Here is a 19,201-nt window from a genome sequence, read left to right on the forward strand (position 1 = left end):
GGTGGGCGTTGTCAGTCTTTACTCCATCCGATCCAGCGCCTTTGCAAGTGACTCGACCGTGCGCGGAATGTTGTGCAGCTTATCGAGGCCAAACAAACCAAGGCGGAACGTCTTGAAGCCTTCAGGCTCGTCACAAGCCAGCGGCACCCCGGCGGCGGCTTGCAAGCCCGCCTCTGCAAACTTGCGGGTGGAGTGGATGCCATCGTCCGTGGTGTAGCTCACCACCACACCCGGCGCTTCAAAGCCCGGGGCTGCCACACTTTTAAAGCCCCGTTCGCGCAACAGGGCGCGCACGGCATCACCTAACTGCTGCTGCTCGGCCTTGACGCGGTCGTAGCCATAAGCGTGTGTCTCGGCCATGACGTTGCGCAAGATGATCAGAGCATCCGTTGGCAGTGTGGTGTAGTAAGCGTGCCCGCCTTTCTCGTAGGCTTCCATGATCCCCAGCCATTTGCGCAGATCACAGGCAAAGCTGGTGCTTTGGGTGGATTCGATGCGCTCACGGGCGGTTTCACTGAGCATCACCAGCCCGCAGCAGGCAGATGACGTCCAGCCCTTTTGAGGGGCGGAGATCAGCACATCGGCGTGCACATCACGCATATTGACCCAGATGGTGCCCGATGCAATGCAATCCAGCACAAAAAGGCCACCTTCCTCGTGCACTGCATCCGCCACCTGGCGAATGTATTCTTCGGGCAGCATGATGCCCGACGCGGTTTCAACGTGTGCGGCAAAGACAACGTCGGGTTTGAATTCGTGAATCGCAGCCACGACATCCTGGACGGGAGGCGGTGCAAAAAATGCCTGCGCGCCGGACTCGATGGGACGTGCTTTCAGGACACGTGATTCGGAGGGGATATTGCCTGCTTCAAAAATCTGCGTCCAGCGATAGCTGAACCAGCCGTTGCGTATCACGAGGCAGCGTTTATTGGTGCCAAACTGGCGGGCAACCGCCTCCATGCCGAAGGTGCCACTCCCCGGAATCACAATCGCCGAGTGAGCGCCATAAACGCTTTTGAGCGTCTGGGAAATATCCCGCATGACTTCCTGAAAGGACTGAGACATGTGGTTCAATGCGCGGTCGGTGTAGACCACCGAGTATTCCAGCAGACCTTCTGGGTCTACCTTGGGTAGCAATCCTGGCATGGGTATCTCCGGTTTATCAACCTCCCGATTGTAGACTTACCTATAATGTCCTGCGCGATGAGTGAACGCATGCAGCCAACCATTGCACAATAAGATAAAAATCAGCGGGCAGGATGCCGTACGGTTCCGGCTCAACACCAAAAGAGACACAATGGAGACCAGCCTGATGGCCGAGCAGGACACCCCCAAGGAACAAGAAACACCCCCAGATGCACCCCTCCCTTTTTTGATCCGACGAGAGCCTGTCCTCAATAAAGATCAGGGCCTGCACGGATATCGTCTCCGTATTCTATGGACAGATCCACAATACCCCGGCGCTGACGCCGGCCTGGCCGTCATGCAAGCCGCCCGAGAGTACGGGATCAACCAGCTGCTGGCATACGCCCCCCACTGGATTGATGCAACACCGGCCCTGCTGCAAAGCACAATGGCCGTCATGCTTCCGCGCAACCGCTGCTATCTCGAGTTTCCCGATATCCTCGACCTCACGCCTGAGCTCATCCAGGCGCTGCAAGGCTTGGCACATGGCGGTTTGGGCTTCAGCCTGCGCGGCGACCTTGCCGCACAACCCGAGCGCAGCAGCCTGCTGCCATTTGTCAAAGTGGTGGGGTTTAACACCGCCATCAGCACCAAGGCTGATATATTTAAACAAAGCTTTCAGCATAAGCAGGCAGGGCGGTTGTTGCTGGCCATTGATCCACCCGACAAAGCCACGCTGGATAATTTTCTGCTGCTGGGCTTTACCTTGTACGCAGGCCAGTGGCCACGCGACCTGGTCGCCGCCAACACTTTATCTGTCCGCCAGAAAACCTTGCTCAATCTGGTGTCCCTGATCATGGGCGAAGGCGAAACCCCCGAGATCCAGCGCTGTCTTGAACAAGACAGCGAGCTGGTCAAGATCTTGCTGGATATGGTGAATACACCAGCCTATGGCTTAAGCCAGGAAATCACCTCCCTGCCCCAGGCCATCATGCTGCTGGGGCGCCGCGAGCTCCAACGCTGGATACAAATACTGATGTATACCGAGGCCGGCAGGCCCACCGGTTACCTGTCTCCCGTCCTGATTCAGGCCAGCGCGCGTGGACACCTGATGGAAGCATTGTCCAAGCAAAAATATCCAGAACAAACTGTCCGGGCAGAGTCTGCCTTTACAACAGGCATATTGTCAGTGATCGACCAAATGTTTAACAGCACAATGGTGGATCTGCTGCAACAGATCCAACTGGACGTGCCTATTCGGGAAGCCCTGCTGCATCGCACAGGCCCCCTGGGTGATGAGCTCCGACTGGCCGCATTGTTGTTTCCCTCGGATCGCGACCAGACAGAAGACCTCGCTTCATTGCTAAACAACTTGCAACAAACAAGCAGCCAAATTGCACCGCTGGTGCAGGATGCCTTTACCTGGGCACATGGCATCACCCGCGCTGCACCGTGATGATTTGCTGATGTCTGACCGTCCGACATGAAACCACCCAGCCCCGAGCCGGCCGCTTCTGCCTTTTCCCGACTCGGGGCGTGGTTCAAAATCTCGCACCTGTCAGCTGGTTTTATTGCTGTACTGGTGGGCTACACAAGCTCTGTGGCCATCATCTTTCAGGCAGCCAGCGCAGCAGGCGCGCAAGAAGCGCAACTGGCCTCATGGATGTGGGCGCTGGGCGTAGGTATGGGGATCAGCTGTATCGGGCTGTCACTGGCCTGGAAAGCCCCCGTGCTGACAGCCTGGTCTACCCCGGGTGCAGCCCTGCTGGCCACCAGCCTTGGCGACATCGGACTATCCCAGGCAATTGGTGTGTTCATTGTCAGCTCCGTGCTGATCACCCTGTGCGGTATCACCGGCTGGTTTCAGAAAATCATGAACTGGGTGCCTCACCATCTGACGTCAGCGATGCTGGCAGGCATCTTGTTGCGCTTTGGGATGGACCTGTTTACCTCATTGCAGGCACAACCCACCTTGGTATTTGCCATGGTGGCCACCTTTATCCTTGCCCGGCGGTTGTTGCCCCGCTACAGCGTGCCGCTTGCATTGCTGGCCGGGATAGTGGTTGCCGGCGTGCAAGGCCAGCTACCTCTGGGAGGCCTCAACTGGACACCCGCCCATCCCGTGTGGATGGCACCATCCTTTTCAGTCTCTGCCCTGATCGGCGTCGCACTACCCTTGTTTATTGTCACCATGACATCGCAGAACGTGCCTGGTCTGGCAGTGCTCAGGGCCAATGGCTACAGCGATGTACCTGCATCGCCCCTGATTTCCTGGACAGGCCTCACGGGCATTATTCTGGCGCCGTTTGGCGGCTTTGCCTATAACCTGGCCGCCATCACGGCTGCCATCTGCATGAGCCCGGATGCAGATCCCAACTCACGCGAGCGCTACAAGGCCTCGGTGTGGGCCGGTATTTTCTATTTTTTGACAGGCATCTTTGGCGCCACGGTGGTGGCACTGTTTGCAGCCTTTCCTCACGCGCTGGTGGCGGCCATCGCAGGCCTGGCCCTGCTGGGCACGCTAGGCAGCAGCGTGCATGACGCACTGGCCATACCCGCTCATCGGGAATCCGCTCTCATCACTTTTCTGGCCACCGCTTCCGGAATGAGCTTGCTGGGTATCGGCAGCGCCTTCTGGGGCCTGGTGATCGGGATGGTATGCCATCTGGCCTTGCAGCACAGGCGGCACAGCTAAAGAAGCAAGATCTCTATAGCCGCCCGCCCCCCATGGTTCAAGACTGGCGGCTGGTAAACCCGCCGATAAATTTACCGAGCCTGATGGTGGCCGATAAAGGCAATACATGGGCCACATACTGATCGGGCCTGACCAGCACCATCGCACCGTCCCGATCAATCTGGCGCTGCGCAAAAATATCGTCGCCCGGCAATACCGAGTACACCCGTTCGTAGTCTGTCAGGCCAAACCGTCCTACGGCGGGCTTAAAGACGGCCGGCACCTGGTTAATGTCAATTTCTGTGTGCAGTTGCTGGTAGATGACAGACAGGTCGAACCAGGCGTTTGCATCCAGCCCGCCAGGCGTATAGCCACGCAAAGGCGACTCGGCTGCATGTTGCAGCCAGTCGGCCAGAGTGCGCATCGCCTCGGATTGCCCCGCCGCAGCCCGATCTGCAAACACATACAGGCGCCACCGGCCATCGGCACGGGCTTCATGGCCCATATGCAATGCCACGCCGTCAGCAACCCGCGCAACCATCGCCGATCGGAAGCGCCGGCCAATGGGGTAGCCCGAGGCCAGGCCCGCATACTCACCCTCGCCCGCAATCATGGACGGCGGATAGCATGTCATAAAGCCTTGAGCAAACTCGGTAATCTGCAGATATGCGTCTTCGAGGGCCTGGGGGCTGGAAAAATCTTCCGGGCGCTTTGCCAGGATCGATGCCCAACGCTTGTCAAAACGGATGATGTCCTCGCCTACCACCTGACGCTCACCAGAATAGGTATGCAAGAGGCTGGCAGGGCTGCGGCCTTGCAACACATGGGCCAGCTTCCAGCCCAGATTGAAGCCATCCTGCATGGAGACATTCATCCCCTGCCCGGCTTTGGCACTGTGCGTGTGGCTGGCATCACCCACGATAAACACCCGTGGCGTGCGTGTGCCGATTTCTGCCGGCGGCACGTCATCAAAGCGATCACAGACCCGATGCCCAACTTCGTAGACACTGAACCACGCCACATCCCGCACATCCAGGTTGTAGGGGTGCAGGATTTTCCTGGCCCGGGCAATCACCTGATCGACAGACGTTTTACGCACTGCGCCACGATCTGCCGGATCAACCTCACCAAGATCGACATACAGCCGGAACAAATGCCCGCCTTCACGCGGGATCAGCAAGATACTGCCTTCCTGGTCTGACTGAATGGCGCACTTGATCCGGATATCCGGAAAGTCCGTGACTGCCAGCAAATCCATGACACCCCAGGCATGATTGGAGGAGTCCCCGGCCGGCGTGCAGCCAATGGCTGCGCGCACCCGGCTGTGGGCACCATCAGCTCCCACCACAAACCTGGCATGCACAATCCGGGTTTCATCCGGTGCATCAGCGCTTTTTTTAAGCAAGGTAACCTTAAGTGGATGCGAGCCCGTCTCTGTGCGCTCAAGCGACTGGAACTCATACCCCCAGTCGGTTTGCATGCGAGTGGGGGCAAAAGCCATTGCCTCCGAGAAATAATCCAGAACACGCGCCTGATTGACGGTGATATGGGGATACTCGCTGACATGATTGGGATCTTCCAGCACCCGGGATGTCCGGGCAATCCGGGCCGGATCCTTGGGGTCCGGTTTCCAGAAGGCTGTTTCAACCACCCGGCAGCCTTCGGCCACGATGCGGTCAGCAAAACCGAAGGCTTCAAAGGTCTCGACACTGCGCGGCTGGATACCGTCGGCCTGCCCGACTTCCAGGCGGCTGGCCCGACGATCCACGAGGCGGGTGGTAATCTCGGGAAACTGGGCCAGCTGTGCCGCCGCCACGACACCCGCCGGCCCTGCGCCGACAATCAGAACATCCACATGGTCCGGCAACTCGGCAGGACGGTTCAACCCTATACCGGCGGCAGGTTGAATGCGCGGATCCGCAGAAACGTACCCCTGATGATGAAACTGCATAACATATCTCCAAGATCCTGCTTATCAGCGGCGGCGATCTGAACCCGCACCTGTGGCCGCGCACCTAGGATCATGCGTGTTTCCTGAGGGGAAACCTTGTCAATTGAACAAAAAATCAGATTGAATGCGAACCACCTACCCCAATGGGCGCTGGCGCCATTCTGGCGATTCGGCTGAAGAGCTGTGCATACTGATTGTTCGGGCCGGCCCAGGGATCACCGTTACGGACAAAATCCTGATTGATGGTGTGCCATTCATCGAGTGCGAAATACTTGCGTGCAGCCGGCAGGATATGGCGCTCTTCAGTACCCATGTGATCCCATTCTTCTGTCATGTAGGTATCCACTGCATCCCGGAATCCTGCGAAACCGGATGCGCCTGCCTGCATGTAATGCACCAGGGCACGGTCCAGCTCGCTGGTGGCTCGCAGCGTATTCTGATGCTGCGCCTCCAGGCGATCCAGATGCTCGTCTTGCTCGCGTGTTTTGGTACGCAACAGTGCAAAGATCTGTTCTTCTTTGGGATGATGCAGCTTGTCCGGCATCTCTGCGATGTACTCGATCAGGGCGGCCAGCAAGATAAAATCTGGCGCCAAACGCCCGGCCTCGATTTCTTTGACGATTGCCGAGAGCGCATTCAAGACAGCTGCAATCGCGCGATGTTCGTTGCGAATTGCTTCGATCGCAGGCACGGATTTGGGTACAGGCGCAACAGTATCGCCGGAGGATTGCGCTGAAGCGGCCCCCAGCCAGCCATCCAGGCGCTCGCGATCTTGCAGCAACTCGGCACTGTCACCGGCATATACGATTCGGCCACGTTCAAGCACTAAAGCCCGGCGCATGATGGGCAAAATCTGACGGGCATGCTGCTCGACCAGAATCACAGCCATGCCGCCCTCATGCACCATGCGATCAATAATGTGTAAAAGCTCTTGGGCAATCAGTGGTGCCAGGCCCTCAAGCGGCTCATCCAGCAGCAACAACCTGGGATTAAGCATCAGGGCGCGTCCCATTGCCAGCATCTGTTGCTCACCCCCCGAGAGTTGATTACCCAGATTGGCCCGCCGCTCTTCCAGACGAGGAAACAGCTCGTAAACCCGTTTGAGCGTCCATTGCCCTGGCTGGGCCACCACGGTGAGGTTTTCTTCGACGGTGAGCGATTTGAAAATGTCCCGCTCTTGCGGCACCCAGCCTAACCCGGCCCTGGCCCGGCGATGGCTGGAAACCTGCGCAATATCCTTGCCCTGGTAGAAGATTTTTCCCTGGCGCAGCCGGGTTGCCCCCATCAGAGTGGCCAGCAGGGTTGTCTTGCCCATGCCATTGCGTCCCAGCAACGCAAGGCTGTCGTTTTGCTCTAGTGCAAACGAGATGTCTTCAAGGATGACGGCATCTCCGTATCCTGCCCATACGTTCTCCAGGCGCAACAGTTCAGTCATGGGATTCTCCCAGGTACACCTCTTTGACGCGTGGATGCCGGGCAATCACGTCGGGCGTGTCTTCGACCAGCAAGGCACCAGACACCAACACAGAGATACGGTCGGCAAACCGGAAAACCAGATTCATGTCGTGCTCGATCAAGAGGATCGTGACATCCCGAGGCAACTGGGCAATGGTTTCAAAAAGCTCCTGACTCTCGCTGGTGGGCACACCAGCCGCCGGCTCATCGAGCAACAGCACTTTGGGCTGCATTGCCAAAGCCAGCGCAATTTCGATCAGACGTTGGCGCCCATAGGCGAGACTGCGTGTTTCTTCGTATGCATCAGGCAAGAGCTTCAGGCGATCCAGAATGCTGGCGGCCTCGTCGACAAACTCGGCCTGCCTGGCCAGAGGGTTCCACCAACGCGTACCCAAGCCGTGGCGCTCGCTGACAGCCAACACAACAGACTCCAGTACCGTCATTTCGGGAAACAGCTGGTTGATCTGAAACGTGCGCACCAGCCCCTGACGACAACGCTCGTGCTGCGCCATTTGGGTGACATCAGCCCCCATTAGTGAAACCCGGCCGGAGGTGGGCTCAAGATAGCCTGTCAGCAAATTGATCAGAGTGGTCTTGCCTGCCCCATTGGGGCCAATCAGGGCATGACGGGCACCGGACTCAACCGTCAGACTGACGTGATCAGTCACCACAAACCCGCCAAATTTCCGGACTAAATCCTGCGTTTGCAGCGCGACAGTCATTGGGACGTCTCCGTAGGATTGCGTGACTCGGCCCGGCGGCGGGAAGACCTGACCCAGGCCTTGGCAGTACCCAGGATGCCTCCACGGGCAAAGAGTACGATCAGCACCAGGATCAGGCCAAGCCAGAACAGCCAGTATTCGGGGTTCATATCCGACAGGAAATAATGAAGCAGGACGTAGGCAATCGCACCCACCAGGCCGCCATACAAATGACCTGCGCCACCCAGGATCAGGATCAGCAGCAAGTCGGCCGAGCGCTGAAAACCAAGCACATCGAGAGAGACAAACTGATTGGTTTGCGCCAGCAAGGCACCAGCAACACCGGCATAGGCTGCACCGATGGTATAGACCTTTACCAGGCGCCGATTAACCGGTACACCCAGTGCAGGCATCCGCAACGCGTTTTGGCGAATACCCCGCAGACTTTGACCAAACGGAGAATGCACCAGACGACGTGCTACCCAAAACAACAGGAACAGCACCACGACCGAGTAGATATAACCAGTTTTGCCATAAAGATCGAAATCGAACAGCCCCAAAATCGGCTTGATTTCGATGCCCGGCATACCATCGACCCCGCCGGTGATATTGGTGAGTTTGTTGGCAAGCTCGTAGATCATGAGCGCCACACCCAGGGTCACCATCAGACGGGACAAATCATTGCCGCGCAACAATAAAAAGCTGCTGAAAAAACCAATCATGCCGGCAAAGAAAGCCCCCAGCACCAGGCCCAAAAGCGGATCGCCCCAACCATGTGAACCCAGCAAGCCCACGGTATAGGCACCCACCCCAAAAAAGGCTGCATGGCCCAGCGAAATAATGCCGGCGTACCCAAAGATGAGATCGAGCGATACGGCAAACAAGCCCGTGATAGCAATTTGCGTAAGCAGCAGGTAATTGCCAGGAAAGGCAAAATACGCCAGTATCGGCAGACACCAGAATAAGTATTCGAGGGGCTTCCATCGCGTGCTGGCACGAAATCTGGCCAATGGATCTTGTGCCGGGCCCGTACGCCGAGGCTGTGCAGTATGAGTAGCAGACGTCATGATCTGTCGGGCCTCTTATTTGTGAGAATGGCCAAACAGGCCATGGGGACGATAAATCAGGCTGGCCACCATCACCGCATAAATAATGAAGGCGCCGATTTGCGGGATGTAATACTTGCCCACGACATCAGCCACACCAAGCAGGATTGCGGCATACAAAGAGCCAAGAATGTTGCCGCTACCGCCCACGGACACCACAATCAGAAAATAAACAAGATATTTAACTGGAAACTCGGGATCCAGGCCCAGCATCTGCACGCCTAACGCCCCGCCCAGGCCGGCCAGCGCAGAACCCAGCGCAAAGGTAAGGCTGAACACCCGATTGACATCAATACCCATGCCACGAGCCACCCGCTGATTATCAACGGCAGCCCGCAAGCGCGCACCAAAAGATGTTTTGATAATCGACCACTGCAACAGAACCGCAACCAGCAATCCGACCACCACCAAAAACAGGCGATAAACACCAATATCCATGCCGGGCAAATGAATCTGGCCCAATAGGTAATCAGGCAAATGCAGAGGCTGCTGCTGCGCGCCAAACGCATAATGGGCCGCAGCCACCGCCATAAACACCAGCCCAAGAGAAAACAAAACCTGATCGAGATCAGACGAGGCATACAGGCGGCGATAAAGCGTACGCTCGAGGATGGCGCCCACAACTGCGGGCACCAGGATGGCTGCCGGCAAGGTGGCCAAGAACGGCACACCATAGTTGTTGAGCAAAATGACGCAGACATAGCCGCCCAGCATGGCAAACGCACCATGGGCCAGATTGACGAAATTCATCAGGCCCAGGGTGACGGACAAGCCCACACTGATCAAAAACAGCAGCATGCCCGAGGCAATGCCATCAAAGAGAATAGTCATGATTCATCCCGAAGGGTGAGACGGGCAGCCTTGCAGGCTGCCCGATGGCTAAAGAGGCTTATTGCTTGCCCGGGTCCTTCACCGCTTCAAACGTGGCAAATTCGACGTTTTGCAGGGTGCCATTCACACGTTCGAGCTTGCGGATATATTCATTTTGAATAATGTCGCGAGTGTCCGGATCGATCTGTACCGGGCCCCGCGGGCTTTCCCATTTCATGCCCTTGACGGCTGCAATAAAGGCATCGCCACTGGCGTCGCCCTTGGTTTTCTCAAGTGCCTGGTAAATAAGATGCATGCCGTCGTAGCCACCCACCGACATGAAGTTGGGGCGATCCTTGGGATAGGCTTTGGCATAGGCGGCTGTAAATGCCTTGTTGACGGCTGAATCATGCGCCTCGGAGTAATGAAACGCAGTAACCATGCCAAGGGCCACATCCCCCAGCGCAGCCAAAGAAGCCTCGTCGGTCATGTCGCCCGGGCCCATCTGTTGGATACCCAGCTTGTCCAGGCCCAGCTCCCGGTAGCCTTTCATGAGCGCCACCATCGAGCTGCCTGGCGGCACAAAGAAGAAAGCAGCGTCGGGTTTTTCATCCTTGATGCGTTGCAGAAACGGCGAGTAGTCTGTGGTCATCACAGGCGTGCGCACGCTGCCAACTACCTTGCCACCCAGGCTGGTGAAGGTTTTTTTGAAGTACTCTTCGGCATCATGGCCTGGGCCGTAATCAGCCACCAGGGTGTAAGCGGTCTTGAACTTGTTATCGTGCGCCCACTTGGCCATCGCCCAGGCGCCTTGCGGCAGGGTCATCGACACGCGAACAATATACGGCGATTTTTCGGTGACAGAGGACGTTGCTGCATTCATCACCACCATCGGCACCTTGGCTTCGGTGGCCAGCGGCGCAGCGGAAAAAGCATTAGGCGTCAGATCAAACCCGGCCAAAATATCCACTTTGTCCTTGATCAGCAGTTCTTGCGCCTGCCGTTTGGCAATTTGCGGCGCAATACCGGTATCGTCCCGGATCAAAACCTTGACCTTGCGGCCTGCAACCGTATCTCCGTGCTCGGCCATATACAGATCAATGCCTTCGCGAATCTGTTTGCCATAATCGGCAAATGGGCCGGACACCGAGAGCACAACGCCAATTTTGAGGTCGTCAGCGGCTTGTGCCGGATTGCTGAATGCCAGGGCTGTACCCAAAACCAGGGCTCCGGCTTTAAATGCTGATTTCATGTCTCTCTCCTGAAAGGTTTTTAGAAGGGTATGGCACATCAGGCCCGCAATTGTTGCTCGAGCTGATGCAGGACGCGATAGCATGGCAGCACCTGCGCTACGCTGGCATTGGGTTCACGCCCTTCACGGATCGCCGCAAAAAATTCACGGTCTTGTAATTCGATGCCATTCATGGATACCGCCACCTGACTGACATCAATAGTTTCATCGCGCCCGGTCATGAGATCATCGTAGCGGGCAATATACGTTGCGGTATCCCCGATATAACGAAAGAATGTACCCAATGGGCCATCGTTGTTGAAACTGAGCGATAGCGTGCAAAGGGCGCCACTGGCCGCCTTTAGCTGTACCGACATGTCCATGGCAATTCCTAACTGCGGGTGGACAGGCCCTTGCATCGCATGCGCCTGAACAATCGGGCTATTGCATTGATAAGCAAACAAGTCGACGGTATGAGCGGCATGGTGCCACAGCAGGTGATCCGTCCAGCTGCGAGGCTGGCCCAGTGCATTCATGTTGGTACGTCGAAAGAAATACGTTTGCACATCCATTTGTTGGATATTGAACCGCCCCTGCTGCACCTGCTGATGCACGTACTGGTGGCTGGGATTAAACCGCCGCGTATGGCCACACATGGCCACTTTGCCTGCTTTGGCCGCCGTCGCCACCAGCGCTTCGGCGTCCGCCAGTGAATCGGCCATCGGGATCTCAACCTGTACATGCTTGCCTGCCTGCAGACAGGCCATTGCCTGCGCAGCATGCATCTGGGTAGGCGTACACAAAATAACGGCATCGATGTCCTGGCGGGACAACACCTCATCGAGCTCGGTGGTTGCCTGCTCGATGCCGTATTTTTGTGCAACCGCACGTGTCTTATCGAGATCGCGGCTGACCAGCGCCACCACCTCCACGCCGTCAATGCGGGTAATGCCGTCCAGATGCTTGATCCCGAATGCACCAGCACCAGCCAGTGCCACTCTGAGTGTTTGCTGCGACATTACTGTTCCTCCAGAATCATGTGCCCAACCGCCGTATTGGACGCAGGCACATGGTAGAAACGATGTACCAGGCGCGGCGCCGGGCCACCCGCCACATCAGCCATGGCACCTCTAGCAATCAGCCACATCACCAGCTCGATGCCTTCTGACCCTGCTTCACGCACGTAATCGATATGCGGCACCCGGGCCTGCGCTGCTGGATCGCTGATCAGTTGATCAAGGAACGCATTGTCAAACTCGCTGTTGATCAGGCCGGCCCTGGGGCCCTGCAATTGGTGGCTCATGCCGCCCGTGCCCCAGATCTGCACATTAAGGGGCTGATCGTAGCTTTCGATGGCACGGCGGATCGCCTGCCCCAACTGAAAACAACGTTGCCCCGACGGCACCGGGTACTGCACCACATTGACTGCAAACGGAATGACGGGGCACGGCCAGGCATCGGGCTGCCCACACATCAACGACAAGGGCACGGTGAGGCCGTGATCCACATCCATTTTATTGACGATGGTGAGATCGAAATCCTGCTGGATGACCGATTGTGCAATATGCGAGGCAAGCTCGGGGTGACCGACAACTTTGGGCACAGGGCGAGCCCCCCAGCCTTCGTCGGCCGGTTGAAACTCGGCGGCGCAGCCAATGGCAAAGGTAGGAATGAAATTGAGATCAAATGCAGTGGCGTGGTCGTTGTAAACCAGAAAAATAACATCCGGCCGGTTTTCTTTCATCCATTGACGTGAACGATCGTAGCCCTTGAACAAGGGTGCCCAGTACTCGTTGCCTGACTTGCCCAGATCCAATGCGGCGCCAATAGCTGGTACGTGCGAGGAATAGACGCTCGCCGTAATGCGTGCATGGGTTCGGTTCATGGCTTGTTTTCTCCGATTTTACGGTTACCTTCGACGGATCGCCCACCGGACAACATCATGGCAGCGTATTCTTCTTGGGTCATGCCCGTCATGCTGGCTGCCATGTATTGAAACGAGCGACCATCCGTTGCACCCAGCTTGGCCAGAAAATAAATATTGCCGCCCAATGACAGGCAGCGATTTAAATCACGGGCCAATACAGCCTGCTTTTGCTCTTCGGACATCGGCCATTCATCGACATAGGCTCTTTCATCAGCCAGAAAGCGCTCGCGATTGGCTGCTTTCATGAGTGACATGCAAAATTGATTCAGGTGATACCCCTTGCGGGACTGATCAGCATCGAAGATCGTGGTACCCGGGATATCGGTATAGGGCTTGTTCAGGGACATGGCTTACCTCCAGTACAAGCGGTTGGGATTATCGACCAGCAGCTTGCGCTGCAGCTCGGCCGTCGGCGCAATCTGCGGGATGTAATCCACCAGCAAACCATCGTCAGGCATATGGGATTTCAGGTTGGGGTGAGGCCAATCGGTGCCCCACAGCACACGATCCGGAAATGACTGAACCAGCTGGCAGGCAAAGGGCACCACGTCGCGGTAGGCGTATTGTTCGCCATCCAGTGCCGGAGGCCCCGACTGACTCAGGCGCTCGGGACAACTGACTTTCGTCCAAATATTCGGATGTTCTGCCAGCAAGCGCACAAAGCGCTGAAACTCGGGCCCGTCTACCGGCTGGGTGACATCGGGACGACCCATATGATCCACCACTACAGTGGTCGGCAACTGGGTGAAAAAGTCGTAGAGCTCGGGAAGATCCTTGGCCTCGAAGTACACCACCACGTGCCAACCCAGCGGCGCAATACGCGCAGCAAGATCAGCCAGTACCTTGGGAGGAGTGAAATCAGCCAGGCGCCGCACAAAATTGAAACGCGTGCCACGAACACCAGCCGCGTGCATGGCCTGCAATTCGGTATCGGTTACATCCTGGCTCACTGTGGCGACGCCGCGAGCCCGGCCGCCTGAGGACTTTAGCGCATCAAGCAAGGCACGATTGTCCGTACCGTGGCAAGTGGCCTGCACAATCACATTTTTCTCGAAGCCCAGGTGGTCGCGCAAAGCGAACAAAGCCTCTTTGGGGGCGTCGCATGGGGTGTACTTGCGCTGCGATGCATAGGGAAACACATCTCCTGGCCCAAACACATGGCAATGCGCGTCCACCGCTCCTGCAGGTAGCTGAAACCGCGGTTTGCTGGGGCCGGAGTAATAATCCAGCCAGCCAGGTGTCTTGACGAAAGATTCTGCCAGACTCATGAGGGATCCTTAGTCGATATAGGTAAGGCCGGCTTTTTCCAGGCCTTCACGCATTTTGTAGTAGTCCAGCCCCAACACACCAGATGCGAAGATTTCCCGCTTTGAGGTTTCGTTGTCTTCGCGGGCCTGGGCCTTGGCAGCCACCTGCGCTGCTACAGCAGCGGGCACCACCACGACGCCGTCGGTATCCGCCACAACGACATCGCCCGGCATTACCTGGGCACCAGCACACACCACCGGAATATTGACTGACCCCAGTGTGCCCTTGACTGTACCCTTGGCACTGATGGCCCTGCTAAAGACCGGGAAGTTCATCGATTCCAGCGCGTCGACGTCACGCACGCCACCATCGATGATGAGCCCCCGTGCCCCACGCGCCTGGTAAGAGGTGGCCAGGAGATCTCCAAAGTAGCCATCGGTATTGTCAGTGATGCATGCCGCCACCACGACATCACCCGGCTTGATCTGCTCTGCAGCCACGTGCAGCATCCAATTGTCGCCCGGCTGCAGCAGCACAGTGACAGCCGTGCCGCACATGCGCGCACCTCGCCAGATTGGCCGCATGTACGGCTTCATCAGGCCCACACGCCCCATGGCCTCATGAACTGTCGCCACACCGAAGTGGGACAACGCCTCTACGACAGCAGGATCGGCCCGGTTAATCGAGCGATGCACAATACCAAGCTGGTTCAAGGGGGTGTTCATGGTCAGTAATCTCCAAAAAACTTACAAGCCGCGGGCTTTCAAGGCCGTATCCAGGCGCGGATAGACACGCCGGACGTTACCCTCGTAGATCTGGAAGCGATCAGCGTCCGACAAAGTGGTGGTGGATTCGATATAGCGCTTGGTGTCATCAAAATAATGCCCGGTTTCAGGGTCGATCCCCCTGACTGCACCGATCATTTCTGAGGCAAACAATACATTCTTGACCGGAATCACGCGGGTAAGAAGGTCGATACCCGGCTGGTGATAGACACAAGTATCAAAATAGATATTGTTTAGCAAATGTTCATCGAGCAAGGGTTTTTTAAGTGCCTGAGCCAGCCCGCGAAAGCGGCCCCAGTGATACGGTACGGCGCCACCCCCATGAGGAACCACAAAACGCAGCGTGGGGAAATCACGGAAAAGATCAGAGGTAAGGCACTGCATGAATGCGGTGGTGTCGGCATTGAGGTAATGCGCACCCGTGGTATGAAAACACGCATTGCAGCTGGTGGACACATGAATCATCGCCGGGATGTCGTATTCGACCATCTTCTCGTAGATGGGATACCACGAGCGGTCCGACAGCGGCGGTGACGTCCAGTGACCACCAGAGGGATCGGGATTGAGATTGATCCCGACTGCCCCGTACTCCTTCACGCAACGCTCAAGTTCGGGGATGCATGTGGCCGGATCCACCCCTGGGGACTGCGGCAGCATCGCAGCCATGGCAAAGTGTTCGGGAAACAGGGTTGAGACCCGGTAGCAGAGCTCGTTGCAGATCGCCGACCAAGTACTGGAGACCTGAAAATCACCAATGTGATGCGCCATGAAACTGGCACGCGGCGAAAAAATGGTCAGGTCCGAACCCCGCTCTTTCATGAGGCGCAGCTGGTTGGACTCTATGCTTTCTTTAAGCGCATCATCCGAAATACGGAGCTCGGACACTTTGGGTGCAAGGGCCGGATCCTGAATGCCGGCAACCTGGCGTTCGCGCCAATCCGCCAGTGCCTGGGGCGCCGTGGTGTAGTGCCCGTGGCAATCAATGATCAGGGGTTTTCGACTCATGACAATATCCTTTTAAAACAAGTCAGGCGGCACCGCCGTCCGTGGGCCAGACCCCTGCCGGAATCATGACTTCGCCTCGCATGATCAGGCGAGCCGTACGCAAAAGCGCTGCCCGAACAATCTTCTGGGGGTCTTGTGCATCCAGCTCGAGTTCAACCGTGAATTCGCCACTGGGGTGTTCGATGGAAACCGCCTTGCGCCGCCCTGCCGGCAGTTGTGCCAGGGCATGCGGCACGGCACCGTCCAGCACACAGGCCGTACCCACGGTGACCGCCGCCAATACGCCAATGGCCTCGTGACAGACATGCGGAATAAAGCAACGCGTGTTGATGGCCCCATCCGCCTGCGGTGCGGAAACCAGCGTCATTTTTGGATAGTTGCGATCCGTGACATCACCCAGGCCCATCATGGCCGCCGTTTTCAGGCGCAAGGCCTCGATACGGGCCTTGAGTGTCGTATCTGCATTGAGCTCGGCCGGTGTTTCCTGGCCAGAGCAACCCAGATCGGCCGCTTTGAACAGCACCAGGGGCATGCCGTTATCGATACAAGTGACATCAAGCTCGAACGGTGGAAAATCGGCCCCTGCTGGTGGTGTTATCCGCACGTGATCGCATACATTACCAGTGGGCAACAGGCCATCACACACCGAACCCGCCGTATCCAGAAAGTTGATGGTGATCGGCGCAGATGTGCCTGGTACGCCGTCGATACGGGCCTGGCCTTCGTAGCACACCTGACGCCCCTCGGACGTATCGGGTGTCAATACTGTGATGTCGCACTGCATGCCGGTATTGCGCGTCAGGACACGAACCGTGGTTTCGTCACCTTGTGCCTGAATCAGGCCGCGCTCGAGGGCAAACGGCACCACAGCGGCCAGCATATTGCCGCAATTGGCCGTGGTATCCACGGTGTCACGGTCGGGCTGCAGTTGAGCAAACAGGAATTCGAGGTCGACACCCGGTGTGGTGCCAGCACGAACAATCCCCACCTTGCTGGTCAGCGGATGCGCACCGCCCAGGCCATCGATTTGCCGGCGATCGGGCGAGCCCATCACCGCCAGCAGCACGCGATCGCGTGTTGCGGTATCTTGCGGCAAGTCGTGCTCTAGAAAGAACGGACCACGGGATGTACCACCACGCATGAAAAGAGTTGGGACAGACCTTTGCATTACTTCACCAATCAGTCAACGTGAACCTATTATGGTCGGATCCCAGTGAGAGATTAAGTGTGCTTGTCCACTATCTGCTATATCAAATTGATATAATTGGATCGTTCATATAACAGGAAACAAGGGTAAACCCTGAGATGGATCTGAAACAGCTGGAGTACTTCACCCGGGTGGCTGAACTCGGCAGTTTTACGCAAGCCTCCCATGCGCTGGACATCGCCCAGCCTGCGCTGAGCCGACAGGTTCGGCTGCTTGAGGTTGAACTCCGCCAGAATCTGCTCAACCGCAACGGACGCGGGGTGACCACCACCGAGGCCGGCAAGCTTTTGCTGGCACATTGCCGCGGCATTTTGCACCAGGTAGAACGTGCCAAAGAAGATATGGGCCGTGTACAAGGGGCTCTGGCCGGCCGCGTGGCACTGGGCATTGCCCCCAGCGCATCCAAAATGCTTACCGTACCGCTGACGCGGCAGTTTCGCAAGCAACTGCCCAATGCAACGCTGTCCATCAGCGAAGGGCTTTCGCTGATGATGCAGGAGTCCCTGTTGGCCGGCCGCCTGGATATCGCCCTGCTATACAACCCAACCGTGTCGGCCGAGCTCGACCTCCGCCCCCTGACCAGCGAGCGTTTATATCTTGTGGGTCCCAAAGGGCCCCACCCCTCGAAGGTGCCTATTTCTTTGGACGCACTGGCCGGCATTCCTCTGGTGATTCCGAACCGGCCACATACCGTGCGCATGCTGCTGGAATCGCAACTGACACAAATTGGCCAGCGTCCTAATATCCGCCTAGAAATTGATGGGGTGGCGGCCATCCTGGATCTGGTGGCAGACGGCGCCGGCTACGCGGTTCTTAGCGAACATGCCGTCACGACATCCGCACACCCCGATGGATATCACATCCGACCAATCGCCGAACCCAGCCTATATAGCCAGCTATATCTGGCCACGGCATCCGGCCGGATCACAACCCTGACACAGCAGGCCGTGCTGGAGCTCATCCATAAAACCGTGCAAATCGTCTACCCACCCGCCATGATTCAAGGCTGACCAATCCCGCCAGGACAACCACAAGCAAATATCAGGATGATTTTTTGGAAGAGGCAATCAGACAATCGGCATAGGCTTGCCAGTCGGCTTTGGCCGGCAAAGGCTGAAACGCACCTTCAGCAGCCTGCCCTGCCACCCAGTCTTGTTTTTCGGCAGTTGCAGCAGCCATCCAGGGCTCGAAGCCCGCTTCACGGACGGTATTGGCCACCTCGCGCATCTCTTCGGCGCGACGACGCCCGTGCTGCACAACACGGCTGAAAAAATATCGGCCCTGCTCCGTCCAGTCGATCGACGGGAAGGTTTCCTGCAGCGTTGGCAGCACGTAATCCTCGACTCCATACGCACGCGCGGTGGTGTAGCTTTCAATCACCAGCGCCTCCAGGCCTTTGATCATCACGCTGCGGCACATCTTGATGGCTGAGGCCACACCGAGCTCTGGTGAAACCACTTTGGCATCCATGCCCATGGCAGTGAGTTGCCCGGCCAGCGTCTCTGCATACGCGCCTCCCAGCAACATCGGCACGCGGATGCCGTAAGGCGGCACGGACGTCATGACGCCTGCCTCTACGTAGTGCCCACCTGCGGCTTCGATGAGTGCAGCAGCCTGGCGCTTGGCACCGGGAGATGCCGAGTTCAGATCAAGAAAGACGGTACCCGCCTGCAAGTGTGCCGCTGCTTCCTGGGCAACCGCCACTGTATTGGAGGCCGTCACGGCGGAGATCAGCAGATTGCTGGCCGCACAAAGATCCGCCATCGAGCCACTCAGGGTGATCCCGTTTTCGGCCGCCTTGGCCTTTAGCGGCGCAGCACTGGCCGCTGTGGCCAATTTGAGATCCCAGGCGCATACCGCTTGCAGTTGCGGCACCAGCCCGGCACAAAAAATGCCGCCGACTTCACCATAACCAATCATGCCCAAGCGCATCCGTTGCATATATCCTCCATGACGTTGCCAGGCCCACACCCCCA

General features: G+C 57.4%; 18 protein-coding genes and 1 pseudogene. 3 read left to right on the forward strand and 16 right to left on the reverse strand.

Annotated features, from left to right (window positions below):
* Positions 1–18: 18 nt before the first annotated feature.
* Complete coding sequence (locus WA928_RS00850; protein WP_424298355.1) at positions 19–1,146, reverse strand: aminotransferase class V-fold PLP-dependent enzyme; 1,128 nt, start codon at positions 1,144–1,146, stop codon at positions 19–21.
* Positions 1,147–1,297: 151 nt separating this feature from the next.
* Between WA928_RS00850 and WA928_RS00855 the strand changes: the two genes are divergently transcribed.
* Both WA928_RS00855 and WA928_RS00860 read left to right on the forward strand, forming a co-directional pair.
* On the forward strand, positions 1,298–2,581 hold the full coding sequence (locus WA928_RS00855; protein ID WP_424298358.1) for an EAL and HDOD domain-containing protein: 1,284 nt from the start codon (positions 1,298–1,300) through the stop codon (positions 2,579–2,581).
* 27 nt (positions 2,582–2,608) lie between these two features.
* A complete protein-coding gene (locus WA928_RS00860; RefSeq protein ID WP_424298361.1) occupies positions 2,609–3,820 on the forward strand; it encodes a benzoate/H(+) symporter BenE family transporter in 1,212 nt (403 codons plus the stop codon).
* A gap of 37 nt (positions 3,821–3,857) precedes the next feature.
* Here WA928_RS00860 and WA928_RS00865 read toward each other — a convergent pair whose 3' ends face one another.
* The 14 genes and pseudogenes from WA928_RS00865 to WA928_RS00930 all read right to left on the reverse strand — a co-directional run bounded on the left by WA928_RS00865 (position 3,858) and on the right by WA928_RS00930 (position 17,186).
* Complete coding sequence (locus WA928_RS00865) at positions 3,858–5,750, reverse strand: FAD-dependent monooxygenase (RefSeq protein ID WP_424298364.1); 1,893 nt, start codon at positions 5,748–5,750, stop codon at positions 3,858–3,860.
* Between the two features lie 115 nt (positions 5,751–5,865).
* Complete coding sequence (locus WA928_RS00870; protein WP_424298518.1) at positions 5,866–6,441, reverse strand: hemerythrin domain-containing protein; 576 nt, start codon at positions 6,439–6,441, stop codon at positions 5,866–5,868.
* 45 nt (positions 6,442–6,486) lie between these two features.
* A pseudogene (locus WA928_RS00875) lies at positions 6,487–7,185 on the reverse strand (ABC transporter ATP-binding protein); the annotation flags it as partial.
* Complete coding sequence (locus WA928_RS00880) at positions 7,178–7,927, reverse strand: ABC transporter ATP-binding protein (protein WP_424298367.1); 750 nt, start codon at positions 7,925–7,927, stop codon at positions 7,178–7,180. The gene WA928_RS00880 and the pseudogene WA928_RS00875, both read right to left, overlap by 8 nt.
* Positions 7,924–8,973 (reverse strand): branched-chain amino acid ABC transporter permease, encoded by a 1,050-nt coding sequence (locus tag WA928_RS00885; protein ID WP_424298370.1) that lies wholly within the window; start codon positions 8,971–8,973, stop codon positions 7,924–7,926. Before WA928_RS00885 ends, WA928_RS00880 begins: the two co-directional genes overlap by 4 nt.
* A 15-nt stretch (positions 8,974–8,988) precedes the next feature.
* Positions 8,989–9,843, reverse strand: a complete 855-nt coding sequence (locus WA928_RS00890; protein WP_424298373.1) for a branched-chain amino acid ABC transporter permease — start codon at positions 9,841–9,843, stop codon at positions 8,989–8,991.
* Between the two features lie 58 nt (positions 9,844–9,901).
* Positions 9,902–11,074 (reverse strand): ABC transporter substrate-binding protein, encoded by a 1,173-nt coding sequence (locus tag WA928_RS00895; protein ID WP_424298376.1) that lies wholly within the window; start codon positions 11,072–11,074, stop codon positions 9,902–9,904.
* 38 nt (positions 11,075–11,112) lie between these two features.
* Positions 11,113–12,072 (reverse strand): Gfo/Idh/MocA family oxidoreductase, encoded by a 960-nt coding sequence (locus tag WA928_RS00900; protein WP_424298379.1) that lies wholly within the window; start codon positions 12,070–12,072, stop codon positions 11,113–11,115.
* Positions 12,072–12,938 (reverse strand): class III extradiol dioxygenase subunit beta, encoded by an 867-nt coding sequence (locus WA928_RS00905; RefSeq protein ID WP_424298382.1) that lies wholly within the window; start codon positions 12,936–12,938, stop codon positions 12,072–12,074. Before WA928_RS00905 ends, WA928_RS00900 begins: the two co-directional genes overlap by 1 nt.
* Positions 12,935–13,327 (reverse strand): protocatechuate 4,5-dioxygenase subunit alpha, encoded by a 393-nt coding sequence (gene ligA / locus WA928_RS00910; RefSeq protein WP_350383220.1) that lies wholly within the window; start codon positions 13,325–13,327, stop codon positions 12,935–12,937. Before ligA ends, WA928_RS00905 begins: the two co-directional genes overlap by 4 nt.
* 3 nt (positions 13,328–13,330) lie before the next feature.
* Positions 13,331–14,248 (reverse strand): amidohydrolase family protein, encoded by a 918-nt coding sequence (locus WA928_RS00915; RefSeq protein WP_424298385.1) that lies wholly within the window; start codon positions 14,246–14,248, stop codon positions 13,331–13,333.
* 9 nt (positions 14,249–14,257) lie between these two features.
* Positions 14,258–14,953 (reverse strand): 4-carboxy-4-hydroxy-2-oxoadipate aldolase/oxaloacetate decarboxylase, encoded by a 696-nt coding sequence (gene ligK, locus WA928_RS00920; RefSeq protein WP_424298388.1) that lies wholly within the window; start codon positions 14,951–14,953, stop codon positions 14,258–14,260.
* 21 nt (positions 14,954–14,974) lie between these two features.
* On the reverse strand, positions 14,975–16,003 hold the full coding sequence (locus WA928_RS00925; RefSeq protein ID WP_424298521.1) for an amidohydrolase family protein: 1,029 nt from the start codon (positions 16,001–16,003) through the stop codon (positions 14,975–14,977).
* Between the two features lie 37 nt (positions 16,004–16,040).
* Positions 16,041–17,186 carry a 4-oxalomesaconate tautomerase gene (locus WA928_RS00930; protein ID WP_424298391.1) on the reverse strand — a complete coding sequence of 382 codons (1,146 nt, stop codon included), beginning with the start codon at positions 17,184–17,186 and terminating at the stop codon, positions 16,041–16,043.
* 137 nt (positions 17,187–17,323) lie between these two features.
* Here WA928_RS00930 and WA928_RS00935 point away from each other — a divergent pair, with 137 nt between their 5' ends.
* A complete protein-coding gene (locus WA928_RS00935; RefSeq protein WP_424298394.1) occupies positions 17,324–18,235 on the forward strand; it encodes a LysR substrate-binding domain-containing protein in 912 nt (303 codons plus the stop codon).
* Positions 18,236–18,266: 31 nt separating this feature from the next.
* Here WA928_RS00935 and WA928_RS00940 read toward each other — a convergent pair whose 3' ends face one another.
* Positions 18,267–19,166, reverse strand: coding sequence for a DUF1932 domain-containing protein (locus tag WA928_RS00940; RefSeq protein WP_424298397.1), 900 nt, complete (start codon positions 19,164–19,166; stop codon positions 18,267–18,269).
* Positions 19,167–19,201 lie beyond the last annotated feature (35 nt).

Source organism: Castellaniella sp. (assembly GCF_049651205.1).
Classification (GTDB): Bacteria; Pseudomonadota; Gammaproteobacteria; order Burkholderiales; family Burkholderiaceae_B; genus Castellaniella.

Coding starts and splice junctions, on each gene's coding strand:
- WA928_RS00880 (WP_424298367.1), bottom strand. CDS start 7,927: ATGACTGTCGCGCTGCAAACGCAGGATTTAGTCCGGAAATTTGGCGGG.
- WA928_RS00935 (WP_424298394.1), top strand. CDS start 17,324: ATGGATCTGAAACAGCTGGAGTACTTCACCCGGGTGGCTGAACTCGGC.
- WA928_RS00915 (WP_424298385.1), bottom strand. CDS start 14,248: ATGAGTCTGGCAGAATCTTTCGTCAAGACACCTGGCTGGCTGGATTAT.
- WA928_RS00850 (WP_424298355.1), bottom strand. CDS start 1,146: ATGCCAGGATTGCTACCCAAGGTAGACCCAGAAGGTCTGCTGGAATAC.
- WA928_RS00865 (WP_424298364.1), bottom strand. CDS start 5,750: ATGCAGTTTCATCATCAGGGGTACGTTTCTGCGGATCCGCGCATTCAA.
- WA928_RS00895 (WP_424298376.1), bottom strand. CDS start 11,074: ATGAAATCAGCATTTAAAGCCGGAGCCCTGGTTTTGGGTACAGCCCTG.
- WA928_RS00855 (WP_424298358.1), top strand. CDS start 1,298: ATGGAGACCAGCCTGATGGCCGAGCAGGACACCCCCAAGGAACAAGAA.
- ligA (WP_350383220.1), bottom strand. CDS start 13,327: ATGTCCCTGAACAAGCCCTATACCGATATCCCGGGTACCACGATCTTC.
- WA928_RS00900 (WP_424298379.1), bottom strand. CDS start 12,072: ATGTCGCAGCAAACACTCAGAGTGGCACTGGCTGGTGCTGGTGCATTC.
- WA928_RS00905 (WP_424298382.1), bottom strand. CDS start 12,938: ATGAACCGAACCCATGCACGCATTACGGCGAGCGTCTATTCCTCGCAC.
- WA928_RS00860 (WP_424298361.1), top strand. CDS start 2,609: ATGAAACCACCCAGCCCCGAGCCGGCCGCTTCTGCCTTTTCCCGACTC.
- ligK (WP_424298388.1), bottom strand. CDS start 14,953: ATGAACACCCCCTTGAACCAGCTTGGTATTGTGCATCGCTCGATTAAC.
- WA928_RS00930 (WP_424298391.1), bottom strand. CDS start 17,186: ATGCAAAGGTCTGTCCCAACTCTTTTCATGCGTGGTGGTACATCCCGT.
- WA928_RS00890 (WP_424298373.1), bottom strand. CDS start 9,843: ATGACTATTCTCTTTGATGGCATTGCCTCGGGCATGCTGCTGTTTTTG.
- WA928_RS00940 (WP_424298397.1), bottom strand. CDS start 19,166: ATGCAACGGATGCGCTTGGGCATGATTGGTTATGGTGAAGTCGGCGGC.
- WA928_RS00885 (WP_424298370.1), bottom strand. CDS start 8,973: ATGACGTCTGCTACTCATACTGCACAGCCTCGGCGTACGGGCCCGGCA.